General features: G+C 71.8%; 12 protein-coding genes. 2 read left to right on the top strand and 10 right to left on the bottom strand.

Annotated features, from left to right (window positions below; all coding sequences use genetic code 11):
* Nucleotides 1–113: 113 nt before the first annotated feature.
* From AB0F88_RS22380 to AB0F88_RS22350, 7 genes are all read right to left on the bottom strand, one after another.
* Nucleotides 114–1,076 carry a quinone oxidoreductase gene (locus AB0F88_RS22380; protein ID WP_362687067.1) on the bottom strand — a complete coding sequence of 321 codons (963 nt, stop codon included), beginning with the start codon at nucleotides 1,074–1,076 and terminating at the stop codon, nucleotides 114–116.
* Between the two features lie 80 nt (nucleotides 1,077–1,156).
* Nucleotides 1,157–3,091, bottom strand: a complete 1,935-nt coding sequence (locus AB0F88_RS22375) for a serine/threonine-protein kinase (protein ID WP_362687064.1) — start codon at nucleotides 3,089–3,091, stop codon at nucleotides 1,157–1,159.
* 37 nt (nucleotides 3,092–3,128) lie between these two features.
* Nucleotides 3,129–3,896, bottom strand: coding sequence for an HAD family phosphatase (locus tag AB0F88_RS22370; protein ID WP_362687061.1), 768 nt, complete (start codon nucleotides 3,894–3,896; stop codon nucleotides 3,129–3,131).
* Complete coding sequence (locus AB0F88_RS22365; RefSeq protein ID WP_362687058.1) at nucleotides 3,886–5,031, bottom strand: ABC transporter ATP-binding protein; 1,146 nt, start codon at nucleotides 5,029–5,031, stop codon at nucleotides 3,886–3,888. The genes AB0F88_RS22370 and AB0F88_RS22365 overlap by 11 nt, the downstream gene beginning before the upstream one ends.
* Nucleotides 5,028–5,882 carry an ABC transporter permease subunit gene (locus AB0F88_RS22360; RefSeq protein WP_362687055.1) on the bottom strand — a complete coding sequence of 285 codons (855 nt, stop codon included), beginning with the start codon at nucleotides 5,880–5,882 and terminating at the stop codon, nucleotides 5,028–5,030. The genes AB0F88_RS22365 and AB0F88_RS22360 overlap by 4 nt, the downstream gene beginning before the upstream one ends.
* On the bottom strand, nucleotides 5,870–6,751 hold the full coding sequence (locus tag AB0F88_RS22355; RefSeq protein ID WP_350968316.1) for an ABC transporter permease subunit: 882 nt from the start codon (nucleotides 6,749–6,751) through the stop codon (nucleotides 5,870–5,872). Before AB0F88_RS22355 ends, AB0F88_RS22360 begins: the two co-directional genes overlap by 13 nt.
* A complete protein-coding gene (locus AB0F88_RS22350) occupies nucleotides 6,748–7,917 on the bottom strand; it encodes an extracellular solute-binding protein (RefSeq protein ID WP_362687051.1) in 1,170 nt (389 codons plus the stop codon). Before AB0F88_RS22350 ends, AB0F88_RS22355 begins: the two co-directional genes overlap by 4 nt.
* A gap of 369 nt (nucleotides 7,918–8,286) precedes the next feature.
* Between AB0F88_RS22350 and AB0F88_RS22345 the strand changes: the two genes are divergently transcribed.
* The gene (locus AB0F88_RS22345) at nucleotides 8,287–9,042 is read left to right on the top strand and encodes a GntR family transcriptional regulator (protein WP_362687048.1); all 756 of its coding nucleotides are present in this window, start codon (nucleotides 8,287–8,289) and stop codon (nucleotides 9,040–9,042) included.
* A gap of 69 nt (nucleotides 9,043–9,111) precedes the next feature.
* Entirely contained in the window at nucleotides 9,112–9,378 is a 267-nt protein-coding gene (locus tag AB0F88_RS22340; protein ID WP_362687045.1) for a DUF6504 family protein, read from the top strand.
* Between the two features lie 172 nt (nucleotides 9,379–9,550).
* Here AB0F88_RS22340 and AB0F88_RS22335 read toward each other — a convergent pair whose 3' ends face one another.
* The 3 genes from AB0F88_RS22335 to AB0F88_RS22325 all read right to left on the bottom strand — a co-directional run bounded on the left by AB0F88_RS22335 (nucleotide 9,551) and on the right by AB0F88_RS22325 (nucleotide 12,419).
* On the bottom strand, nucleotides 9,551–10,336 hold the full coding sequence (locus AB0F88_RS22335) for a DUF4328 domain-containing protein (RefSeq protein ID WP_362687042.1): 786 nt from the start codon (nucleotides 10,334–10,336) through the stop codon (nucleotides 9,551–9,553).
* 83 nt (nucleotides 10,337–10,419) lie between these two features.
* Complete coding sequence (locus tag AB0F88_RS22330) at nucleotides 10,420–11,070, bottom strand: response regulator transcription factor (protein WP_362687039.1); 651 nt, start codon at nucleotides 11,068–11,070, stop codon at nucleotides 10,420–10,422.
* A gap of 329 nt (nucleotides 11,071–11,399) precedes the next feature.
* Nucleotides 11,400–12,419 (bottom strand): LLM class F420-dependent oxidoreductase, encoded by a 1,020-nt coding sequence (locus AB0F88_RS22325; RefSeq protein ID WP_362687036.1) that lies wholly within the window; start codon nucleotides 12,417–12,419, stop codon nucleotides 11,400–11,402.
* Nucleotides 12,420–12,514: the final 95 nt, after the last annotated feature.

The raw sequence follows: 12,514 nt of genomic DNA, 5'->3' as shown, positions 1-12,514 counted from the left end.
CCGATCGGCCCGGCGTGTCCACCGGCTGCGCTGACCGGTCCGGTCCGCCCGGTCGCCGTGCCGGCCGGGTCGCACGCCGCGTCGCCCGACCGCCGCGCCGGCCCGCCGTGCCGTTACGGGATGAGAAGCACCTTGCCGGTCGTACGGCGGGCTTCGAGGTCCTCGTGCGCGCGGGCGGCCTCGGCGAGCGGGTAGCGCTCGGAGACGTGCACCCGCAGCTGACCCGCGGCCACCCAGCCGTAGAGGTCGGAGGCGCGCCAGGTGAGCTCGTCCCGGGTGGCGATGTAGGTGCCCAGAGTCGGGCGGGTCAGGAAGAGGGAACCGCTCCTGGCGAGGAGCTGCGGGTCGAGCGGCGGGACCGGGCCGCTGGCCTGGCCGTACAGCGCCATCATGCCGCGCGGCCGCAGCGAGGCGACGCTCTCGTCGAAGGTGGCCGCGCCCACGCCGTCGTAGACGACGTGCACGCCGGAACCGGTCAGGTCGCGGACCGCGTCGGCGAAGCCCTTGTAGCGGAACACCTCGTCGGCGCCCGCCTGGCGGGCCAGGATCTCCTTCTCCTCGGTGGAGACGGTGCCGATCACCCGGGCGCCGCGCAGCTTGGCGATCTGGGTGAGCAGCAGGCCCATGCCACCGGCGGCGGCGTGCACCAGGACGTCGTCGCCCGCCTTCACCTCGTACGTGGAGTGCGTCAGGTAGTGCGCGGTCAGCCCCTGGAGGGTGACGGCCGCCGCGATCTCGGCGGGGACCCCCTCGGGCACGGCGAGCAGCTTGGAGGCGGGCACCGTGGCCCTGGAGGCGTAGCTGCCCGGCACGTTGGCCCAGGCCACGGTGTCGCCGACGGCGACGTCACGGACGTCCTCGCCGACCGCGGCGACGGTGCCCGCGCCCTCCTCCCCGGGGACGAAGGGCAGGGAGAGCGGGTAGCGGCCGATCCGGTGGTAGACGTCGATGAAGTTCACCCCGGAGGCGGCGACGTCGACCAGGACTTCGCCCGGGTTCAGCTGGGGGTCCGGGTGGTCGTCGGTGTAGGTGAGAACCTCGGGCCCGCCGGTGGCGGAGACGACTATGGCGCGCATCGTACTGAACTCCTTAGATCGGACAAATGTCTTGATCGTCCCCATTGTCGTGCGTGTCACTCGCCGTCGCGGTCATCCGGTCAAGGCTGCCGGGTGGTAGCCGGGCCGTGCAGGGTGAAGTTGTCGAACGCGGTCCGCAGGACGGCGTTGCTGTTCTCGCCCACCCTGGCGATCACGCCGACCAGCCCGTTGGGCAACGGGTTGGTGTCGAGGAACGACTGGGCCTGCTCGTCGTTGACCCACATGGTGAGCTGCACGCCTCCCTCGACGCCGGTGCACTCGGCCGTGAGCCGGATGGCCTCGCCCTTGGGCAGGTCGACCTTGACGGGCTTGGTGAGCTCGCCCCCGGCGCTCTTCACGGTCTTGCGGATGCGGGCGTTGCCCGCGGTGTCGAGCAGGAACTCGTACCGGGTCGCCTTGTTGTCGTCCTCGCCCCGGCAGAACAGCCCGTACTCACCCATCCCGCTGGTGCCGGGGCGGATCGTGATGTCGGAGCCGAGCAGGATCCGGCTCGGTGTGATCGGCGTGGGGCTGGCCGTGGGGTCGGGGGTGGCCGGGGGAGCGGACACGAAGGGGATCGGGGCCTGCTCCCGCCTGACGGGGGAGTACCCGCTGACGTCGACGGCGTAGTAGCCCTCGGGGGCGTAGCCGTACGTGCCGGTCATCGGGCTGTAGGTGCCGCCGCTCCAGCCGGTGCCGCTCTGGGTGAAGTCGTCCTGGTAGAGCAGGGCGAGGTTCTCCGGCGGGCCGCCGGGAGCGAGCGCGAGGCGCAGGCCGAGCCCTCCGGCCGCCACCATCAGGACCGCCACGGCCACCCCGACCACCAGTTTCCGCCGCCCGGCCGTCCCGCCCCGCGGGAGGAAGGGCCCGGTGTCGTCCCGCGGACCCTCGGGGAGGGTGTGGCCGGGACCGTCGTGGGAGGCGCCGGGCGCGACGTGGCCGGGCCCCGCCTGCGAGGCGCCGGAGACCGTGTGGCCGCCCCGCGCGGACGGCGCGGTGTGGCTCCAGTCGGGATCGGCGACGTGACCCGGGTGCCCTCGGCCGGGAACGGAGTCGTGTCCCGCGGATCCCCGGCCGGAGCCGGGCAAGGGCGGCCCGGCGGGTCCGGTTCCGGTCCAGGGGGCGCCGCCGGGCGGTCCCTGAGGTCCCTGAGGTCCCTGAGGTTCCTGCCAGGAGGCCTGGACCGAGTGGGCGGCCTGCTCGGGCGCGGCGGAGCGGCCCACCAGGTGGTCCAGGAGCTGCTGCGAGGTGGGCCGGTTCCGCGGGTCCTTGGTCAGCGCGTAGGTGACCAGCTCGCGCAGCGCGGGCTCCATGCCCTCCAGGGAGGGCTCGGTGTTGAGCACCTGGTACAGCACCGCGGGCAGCGCCTCGCCGCCGAACGGTGCCCGCCCGCTCGCGGCGAACGCCATCAGGCAGCCCCACGAGAACACGTCGCAGGCGGCCGAGACGGGCTCGCCGCGCAGCACCTCGGGCGCCATGTAGCGGGGGGTGCCGAGGATCTCGCCGGTCCCGGTCATCCCGCTGAGGGTGTCCAGCGCGCGGGCGATGCCGAAGTCGATGACGCGGGGGCCGACGGGGGAGAGCAGCACGTTGGACGGCTTGAGGTCGCGGTGCACCACTCCGGCGCCGTGGATGGCGGTCAGCGCGGTCGCCACCCCGACGGCGAGCGCGTCGAGGCTGGAGCCGCGGAGCGGGCCGCCGGAGTCGACGGCCTCCTCGAGGTTGGGGCCGGTGACGTACTCGGTGACGACGTAGAGCTGGTCGTCGTCGAGCGCCGCCTCGATGACCGCGGCCGTGCAGAACCTGCGGACCCGCTGCGCCGCGTCGGCCTCCCTGCGGAAGCGCATCCGGAACCGTTCGTGCTGGCTGTACTCCGGATTGATGACCTTGATGGCGACCTGCTGCCCGTCAGAGGACTCGCCAAGATAGACCGTGCCCATCCCGCCCCGGCCCAGCCTGCTGAGCACGCGGTATCGGCCTATCTGCAGGGGTTCGTCGGGACTGAGGTTGTTCACCTTTGTACCTAACCGCATACGCCGTCACATGAGTGGCTCAGCTTATCGATCTCTTGCCGCTCGCCAGCAGTCGCAACAGCGGCAGGTCCACTTTTTCCAGACTGTCCACGCTCAGCACGTCCTCCGCCACCGGATCGCCGGAGACCGACACCACCCGACACCCGGCCGCGCGGGCCGCCGCGAGCCCGGTGGGACTGTCCTCCACGGCCACGCAGTCGGCGGGGTCGAGACCCAGCCCGGAGGCCGCCCGCAGGTACGGGTCGGGCAGCGGCTTGCCGCGCGCGGTGTCCTCGGCGGCCACGACCAGGGCGAACCGCTCCGCCCCGACGGTGTGCAGCACCATGTCGACGATGAGCCGGGGCGAGGCGCTGACCAGTGCCGTGGGCACGCCTTCCGACCCCAGGTCGTCCAGCAGCCGGATCGCGCCGGGCAGCGGTGTCACCCCGCCGGAGACCCGCTCTGCGAAGGCCTCGGTGAGCCGCGCCCCGACCCGTTCGACCCTGGCCCGTTCGATCTCGTCCCGTTCAGCATCGGCCCGTTCCGTATCGGCCCGTTCCGCACCGGCCCGTTCAGCATCGGCCTGTTCTGCACCGGTCTGTTCCGCACCGGGCGGTGCGGGGGCGCGCCGCGTGAGGTAGCCGGCCGCGTCCTCGACCAGGCGGCCGAGGACGTGGCCGGCGTCGGCCTCCGTCAGCTCCAGGTCCAGCTCGGCGGCGACCTCCACGCACGCCTGCCACCACATTCCCTCGGTGTCCACGAGCGTGCCGTCCATGTCGAACAGGACGGCTCCGAGCTCACCCGACACCCGCGACGTCCTCCGACTCGGCCGCCTTCGGGGACTTCGAGGACTCCGGGGACCCCGGGGACTTCGGGGACTTCGCGGGGTCCTCGGAGGTGAGAACGGGCGCGGGGGTGGTGCGCGCGGCGACGAGCACCGGCCGCTGCACGAGGGAGACGTCCACCCGCGTGCCCGGCGCCAGGCGTACCGCGTCGTGTCCCGGCACGTCGCTGAGGACCTCCAGCTCGCCCACCCGCACCCGCAGCCGCGCGGTGGAGCCGCGGAAGGACGACGCCACGATCGTGGCGCTCCCGTCGGGGGAGGGGGTGACCAGCACGGCCTCGGGGCGTACCAGCACGTCGACGTCGGGCGAGGACGGCAGCGGGCCGTCCACCGGCATGAGCTCGCCCATGACGGTGACCTCCTGGCCGGACAGGCGGCCGGGGACGTGGTTCATCGCGCCGACGAACTCCGCGACGAACGGGGTGGCGGGCCGGTCGTAGACCTCGGCCGGCGGGCCGCACTGCTCCAGCCGTCCGGCGCGCAGCACCGCGACCTTGTCGGCGACCGACAGGGCCTCCTCCTGGTCGTGGGTGACGAAGATGGTGGTGATGCCCAGTTCGAGCTGGAGCCGCCGGATCTCCTCGCGCAGCGAGACGCGGACCTTGGCGTCCAGCGCGGACAGCGGCTCGTCGAGCAGCAGTACGCGCGGCTCCAGCGCCAGCGCCCTGGCGAGGGCGACGCGCTGCTGCTGGCCGCCGGACAGCTCGTGCGGGTAGCGCTGGGCGTGCGTCGGCAGGCCGACCAGCTCCAGCAGCTCGTCGGCCCGCGCGTGCCGCTTGGCGGTCGGCACCTTGCGCACCCGCAGCCCGAAGGCCACGTTGTCCCTGGCGTTGAGGTTGGGGAACAGGCTGTAGGACTGGAAGACCATGCCCGCGTCCCGCCGGTTGGCAGGGACCCGGGTGATGTCCTTGCCGTCCACGAGCACCGCTCCGGCGTCGGGGTGCTCGAAACCGGCGACGCAGCGCAGCGCCGTGGTCTTCCCGCAGCCGGAAGGGCCGAGCAGGGCCATCAGCTCGCCCTGTTCGACGGTGAGGTCCAGGCCGTCCAGGGCCACCGTGCGGCCGAACGCGCGGCGCAGCCCCCGGAACTCGACGGTCATCTGCGTTTCCTTCCCGCACCCGAGAGGGTGAGCAGCAGCAGCCAGATGAGGAGCAGGCTGATGATCGACAGGGCGACGGAGAGCTGCCCGTCGTTCCCTGAGATGGTCACGATCCAGACCGGGAACGTCTCGTAGCCGAGCAGGGCCGCGATGGTGTACTCGCCGAGCACCAGCGCGAGGGTGAGGAACGAGGCGCTGGCGATGGAGGACCGGATGTTGGGGATGATCACCCGGAACAGCACGTACGGCCACGAGGCGCCCAGGTTGCGGGCCGCCTCCACCAGCGTCCGCACGTCGATCGCGCGCAGCCCGGCGTCCAGCGACCGGTAGGCGAACGGCAGCGTCAGCATCACGTACGCGAGTACGAGGACGAACGGGAACCTCTCGTCCTGGATGGCGATCAGCGTCGCCCAGAACGGTGTGGCGGCCAGCGCGTCGACGCCCTCGCGCAGCGCCGTGCTGATGCCGACCACGTAGGTGATCGGCGGCACGACCAGCGGGAGCGTGGAGATCAGCTCCAGCACCGGCCGCAGCCGGGGCGCGCCGAGCCGTACGGCCAGCATCGCCGGAAGGGTGAGCAGCAGTACCGCGACGATGGTGCAGGCGGCGAGCGCGAGGGAGAGCAGCAGGCTGGGCAGGAAGCCGGGCGCCGACAGGATCCGCCCGTAGGCGGCGAGGGAGAAGCCCTGTCCCTCCGAGTAGACGGTGAACCAGAAGGACACCGCCATCGGCACGACGAAGTAGATCGCCGCGATGACGAGCACGATCCCCCGCCAGGCCCGGCGCTGCCCGGGGCGGGCGGTGGCGGCGGGACCGGGGGTGACGTCGGGCAGGGTGGCTACCGCAGCCATCGGGAGCTCCTCTTCTGCAGCGGCAGGTAGACCGCCATCACCAGCAGCGCGACGACGATCATGTCGAGGCTCAGCGCGAGCGCGACGTTCTCGTACCCGATGAGGACGTCGCCGGTGAGGGCCTCGGCGATCTGCAGGGTGACCAGCGGGACCGTGCTGCCCACCATGGCGTAGGCGGTGGCGTAGGCGGCGAACGCGCCGCCGAACAGCAGGACGACGCCGCCGAGCAGGGCCGGGGTCAGGACCGGGATGCCGACGTAGCGCCAGAACTGCCAGGTGGTGGCGCCGTTGTTCTGCGCCGCCTCCCGCCACTGCGGGCGCAGGCCGTCCAGCGCCGGGGTCACGACGAGCACCATGAGCGGCACCGAGAAGTACATGTAGACGAGGGCCAGGCCCCAGAAGTTGTACAGCACCCCCGGGCCGAGGCCCAGTGCCGTGGTGATCACCCCCGAGTTGCCCAGGGTGGCGATCCAGATGAAGGCCAGCGGCACGCCGCCGAAGTTGGACAGCACGCCGGAGAAGGTCAGCACGGCCTCGCGCAGCGCCGTGAAGCGGGAGGTGATCACGGCCTGGGCCAGGAACGTCCCGGCGACCGCGGCGGCGACCGCCACCACGGCCGACAGCTGGACGCTGCTGAGCAGGGCGTTCAGGTAGGGCCCCTGGAGGCTCCTGGACAGGTTGGCGGTGCCGAAGGAGGACACCTTGGTCGCCGGGTCCTTGACGGTGAACGCGCCGGCCAGCAGCGTGAGCGCCGGGATCCCGAAGGCCACCGCCGTCACGACCAGCAGCGGCAGGGCTCCCAGCCAGTTCTTGGATCGAGGACGGCCGCCGCCGCGCGGGGCGGCGGCCGTGACGGCGGGGACGGTCATCCCGAGACCGCGGCGCCCCAGCCTCCGGCCAGGACCTCCTTGGCCTTGTTGACCTGCTCCTCCGTCGGGAAGGTGGGCTCACCCTCGACCGGCGGGAGGTTGGCCTCGGCGGCGGCGTCGACCGTGCCGTCGGCCTTCATCGCGGGCAGCAGCACCGGGCGGGCGAAGCCGCCGAGGTAGAGGTTCTGGCCCTCGGGGCTGTAGAGGAACTCCTGCCACAGGCGCGCGGCGGCCGGGTGCGGGGCGTCCTTGTTGATGGCCTGGGCGTAGAGCTGGAAGTACTTGCCGTCACTGGGGATGACGGTCTTCCACTCGATGCCCTTCTCGGCCATCTTGGGGGCGTAGGCGGCGTTGTTGTAGTCCCAGTCGATGCTGATCTGGGTCTCGCCCTTCTCGATGGTGGCGGGGGTGGTCTCGACGGGGTTGAAGTTGCCGGTGTCCTTCAGCTTCTTGAAGAAGTCCAGGCCGGGCTTGATGTCGTCGAAGGAGCCGCCGTTGGCGAGGGCCGCCGCGTACACGCCCGCGAACGCCGAGCCCGACTTGGTGGGGTTGCCGTTCAGGGCGACCTTGCCCTTGTACTCGGGGGCGAGCAGGTCGGCGTAGGTCTCCGGGCACTTGGCGATCTTCTTGGCGTCGCAGCCGATGGAGACGTAGCCGCCGTAGTCGTTGAACCAGAGGCCACTCGCCTCCTTCTGGTTCTCGGGGATCTTGTCCCAGGTCTCGACCTTGTACGGCGCGAACAGGCCCTCGGCGGCGCCGCTGATCGCGAAGGACTGGCCGAGGTCGAGCACGTCGGGGGCGCGGTCCTGGCCCTTGCGGGTCTTCACCGCGTTGATCTCGTCGGCGCTGGCGGCGTCGGGGGTCTCGCTCTCGATCTCGATGCCGTACTTCGCCTTGAAGGTCTCGATGATCTTTCCGTAGTTGGCCCAGTCGGGCGGGAGGGCGATGACGTGGAGCTTGCCCTCCTTCTTGGCGGCCTCGACGAGCTTGTCCAGCCCGCCGAAGTCGGCCGCGGAGGTGGCGGTCCTGGCGTCCACTCCGGCCGCGGAACCTCCGTCGGAGGCGCCTGCCGACGGTGCCGTCGTACCGGGGGCGGCTCCGCACGCGGCGGCGCCGACCAGGAGGAAGGCCGCCAGGCCTGCAAAGCGAACTCGGGATGCGATCACTGTGTCTCCCAAGGGGGTGTCGCGCAATATTTCACGAAAGTAGACGAACTTGTACAAACAAGCTAGACCTCCTCTGTCGTGAATCAGTTGCTGTTCGGTGAACGGACGAAGTACGGCGGTGAAATGCGTGAACCCGGGCTATGTGAGCTGTTGATGCTTGTTTAGGGTGGGGCTGAGCCGGCCGCCAGGTGCGCGCAGCGAGGGATCCCGCCGACGCGCGCCGGGCCGGGGGCGAGAGGGCGGCTTGAGAGGCGAGGCGAGATTGCGCGGTCACCGGGTGTTCGCGGATGCGTGGAGAGGTGCCCTGGAGTTCGCGGGCGCGCCGGAGGGGACGCGGGCGCTCGCGGGCCGTCCGGAGAGGGCGCGGGTATGACGGCCCGGTACATGGGCATCGCGGAGGAGCTGCGCGACGCGATCATGCGAGGCGAGCACCCCGTGGGCGCCCAGCTGCCCTCCGAGGCCGAACTGGCCACCCGCTTCGCCGCCTCGCGCGGCACGATCCGCCAGGCGGTCGCCGTGCTCGCCACCGAGGGCCTGGTCGGGTCCCGGCAGGGGGCCAGGCGCATCGTGCTCGGCCGCGAGCGCAGCCAGAGCTTCGCCGAGCTGCACAGCTTCGCCCAGTGGGCGCGGACGATGGGCTACCGGGTCAGCGGGCAGGTGCTGCAGCAGCGCCGCAGGGGCGCCGGCGCCACCGAGGCCGTACGGCTGGCGCTCCAGCCCGGTGATCCGGTGCTCTCCGTGCTGCGGCTGCGCTCCCTGGAGGGCGAGCCGGTGATGCTGGAGCGCACGGTCTACGCGGGGTGGATCGCCCCGGCCGTCGAGCGCATCGAGCCGGGCTGCGAGTCGGTCACCCAGGCGCTGTACGACAGCGTCGGCCTCGTCTTCGCCTACGGCGAGCACCTCATCGACGCGGTGGCCGCGGGCGTCCAGGACGCCAGGCTGCTGGCCGTGCGCAGGGGCAGCCCGCTGCTGCGCCAGCGCCGGGTCACCACCACCCACGAGGGACGGCCCGTCGAGTGGTCCGACGACCGCTACCGCGCGGGCAGCGTGACCTTCAGCATCCGCAACTCGGTGGACGCCAACCCGCTCGTGCGGCAGGTGGGGGACTTGCGTCCGGCCCCATAAGAACGTATGTTCGATACGCCAGACCCGCCTTCCCCCGGGTGCTCATCCGAAAGCCGCGGGAGAGGCGTCTTGAGCAGACTTTACGGCGACCCCATCGAGGTGTGGATCCGCGACGGGCAGCCCGTCCAGTTCGTCTGGCGCGACCGCCTCTACACCGTCCGCCGGGTCCTCGACCACTGGGTCGTCGCGCGAGAGTGGTGGAAGATCTCCGACAGCGATCCCGGCGAGCGCCGGTTCTGGCGGGCCGAGGCCGCCACGGGCGATCAGGCCGGCACCTACGAGCTCCGGTTCGACACCGCGGGCGAGGGCTGGCTGCTGATCAGGGCATGGGACTGACGCTCCGCCCGGACACGTTTCCGCCGACGGAGACGCGCCGACGGAGACATGCCGACGGAGACATGCCGACGGAGGCGTGCCGATGGAGACATGCCGCCGAAGGCGTGCCGACGGAGACATGTGGCCGGCGCCTCGCCCCGGCCCGCCTTCCGCCGGGTGGGGCGGCTCTCGTTCACTGCCCGGCGGGGTGGACCTCCTGGGGCTGGTCCTGCTCCGACACCTCCGGCGAGGAAGCCTCCGGGGCGGCGGGCACGGAGGGCGGGGAGCTCCTCACGAGCAGGTGCGGGACCGCCTCCGCCGGGGGCGGCGGGAGGTGGTGTTCCGCGTCGGTCTGCCGCCGGTGCCCGGCACCCGCGGCCTGGATTCCGGTGATCTGCCGTACGGTCGCCGCGCACAGCAGGGAGGCGACCGCGACGGCGATCAGCTCGGTCGGCCCGAAGCCGGTCAGGTTCGTGCCTCCCCGGGACGCCCCCGGCCACAGCCGGGCCAGCACCAGGGCGAGCGCGACGAGCCAGCTCAGCCACCAGGCGGTGAGCAGCGCCGTCCAGCGGAGGCGGCGGTCCAGCGGCGGGCGGGAGGCCCACCACAGCCGGTCGGCCAGCACGGCGGGCGCGACCAGGTTGACCACCGGCACGAACCAGCTCACCAGGACCGGTGCCACCGCGGCCAGGCCGGCGCCCTGCCGGGCGCGGAGCAGCCAGTTCAGGTACGCGGCGACGGCGGCGATCGCGGTCCCGGCGAAGAACATGATCAGGATGGCGAAGACGGTGACCGCGCCGAAGACCGCGTCGGCGCCGGGGGCATGGGGGTCGCCGCCGAGTTCGGCTATCTCCAGGACGAGGCGCCGGCCACGGGCCTGTTCGAACACCGCCAGGGCGGCGATCGCGATCACCAGTGCGGTGAGCGTGACATAGACGGCCGAAGCCGACCTTCTCTGTAGAGATGGGATAGAGCGCATGTATATCTCCCCCCGCCATGCGCCGAGGACCTGCCCTCTTTCTATCCCGTCAGCTCTCCCGCTAATCAGCCCAAACGACCCGCTCAGCCGACGATGCCGGACTCCCACGCCCACGCGGCGGTCTCCACCCGGTTCCTGGCGCCCAGCTTCGTGTGGATGCTCCCCAGGTGCGTCTTCACGGTCGACAGCGAGACGAACAGCTCGGCGGCCACCTCCTGGTTGGTCCGCCCCCTGGCCACCAGGCGCACGACGTCCAGCTCGCGCTCGGTGAGGGGCTCGCTGGGCGGCCGGGCGGCGCCGGTCCGGGGGTGGGACAGGTGTTCGAGCAGGCGTACGGTCACCGACGGCGACACCAGCGCGTCCCCGGCCGCCGCGGCCCGGATCGCCTCGATGAGCAGCGTCGGCCCGCTGTCCTTGAGCAGGAAACCGGTCGCCCCGGCGCGCAGCGCCCCGTAGACGTACTCGTCGAGGTCGAAGGTGGTGACGATGACCACCTTCATCGGGTCCTGCACCCCCGGCCCCGCGAGGATGCGGGTGGCCTCCAGACCGTCCAGCTTGGGCATCCGGATGTCGAGCAGGCACACGTCCGGCCGCAGCCTCCGCGCCAGCTCGACGGCCTCGGCCCCGTTGGCGGCCGTCGCCAGGACCTCCATGTCCTCCTGGGTGTCCAGAATCATCTGGAACCCGGTTCGTACCAGCTCCTGGTCGTCGGCGATGAGCACCCGAATCGTCACCTGATGGATTGTGCCAGCACGGAGGCGGGACCGGATCGGGCATCCGGCCGATGCGCCGGCGAACGACGGCGAATCATCCTTTCGGCCGACCCCGGCGGGGGATCCTGGAAGCGATCGGCCGATCCGCCGCCGCGCTCCCCGCCGGGAGGGTGGGTCTCGTTCCCGGCGGCGATCGACGGCGCCGGGATCGACGCCGCATTCTCTGCTCTCGGCCGCAGGCAGGCTTACGCGCCGCTCCGCCCCGCCAGAGAGGCGGGGCTGGCGGTTTTCGCACCGGTTCGCGCCGGCTCGCGCCAAGAGGAGTGGCGCCGCCCGGGTCCGGGGTGTGGTCAGCCCAGGACCAGGTCCCTGACGGTCTTCAGGGAGGCCTCGTCGCGGGGGCCCATGACCAGGAGGTTGCTCACCGGGCTCTCGCGCCACAGCTGCAGGCGCTCGCGGATACGGCCCACCGGGCCGACCAGGGAGATGCCGTCGGCCAGCTCGTCGGGGATCGCGTTGAACGCCTCGTCTTTGCGTCCGGCCAGGTAGAGGGCCTGGATCTCCTCGGCTGCCCCGGCGTAGCCCATCCTGCCGATGATGTCGGCGTGGAAGTTGCGGCTCTTGGCCCCCATGCCGCCGATGTAGAGGGTCAGCATCATCTTCACCCCGTCCAGCGCCGCCCTGACGTCGTCGGTGATCACGGTCATCACCATCGCGGCGATGTCGAAGCCGGGGCCGGCTCCGGCGAGCGAGGGGCCGTACATCCGCTCGATCTTCTCGGGGAACACGAACAGCGGCAGCCAGCCGTCGGCGATCTCGGCGGCGAGCGCGACGTTCTTCGGTCCCTCGGCACCGAGGTAGAGGGGGATCTCGGCGCGCAGCGGGCGGGTGATCAGCTTCAGCGGCTTGCCGAGGTTCGCGCCTCCCGGGTAGGGGAGGGGGTAGTGCTCGCCGTCGCTCGTCACCGGCTCCTCGCGGCGCCACACCTTGCGCATGATCTCGACGTACTCGCGGGTGCGGGCGAGCGGTTTGGGAAACGGCGTTCCGTACCAGCCCTCGACGACCTGGGGCCCCGACGCGCCGATGCCGAGCAGCAGCCGCCCGCCGGTGAGATGATCGAGCGTCATCGCGGTCATCGCGGTCGCCGCCGGGGTTCTCGCGGAGATCTGCACCACGGACGTGCCCAGTTTGATGCGGGACGTCCGCGCGCCGTACCAGGCCAGAGGGGTGAAGGCGTCGCTACCGTAGGCTTCCGCGGTCCAGACGGACTCGTACCCCAGCCGTTCGGCGGTCTGGACGAGTTCGGTGGCGTCGTCGGCGTTCCGTTGCCAGTAGCCGAGGTTCAGGCCGAGCTTCAGGTCGGTGCTCACGGGGGTCTCCTCGCGACGTGACGCCGGACAGGCTCCGCAATTAGAACACGTTCTACATTGGTCGGTCGAGTGTGAGGTGTCGAAATTCGGTCTCC

The organism is Streptosporangium sp. NPDC023963, assembly GCF_040639135.1.
Taxonomy (GTDB): domain Bacteria; phylum Actinomycetota; class Actinomycetes; order Streptosporangiales; family Streptosporangiaceae; genus Streptosporangium.
The sequence above is the reverse complement of the archived record's forward strand: the minus strand, read 5'-3'. Positions and strand labels throughout refer to the sequence as shown.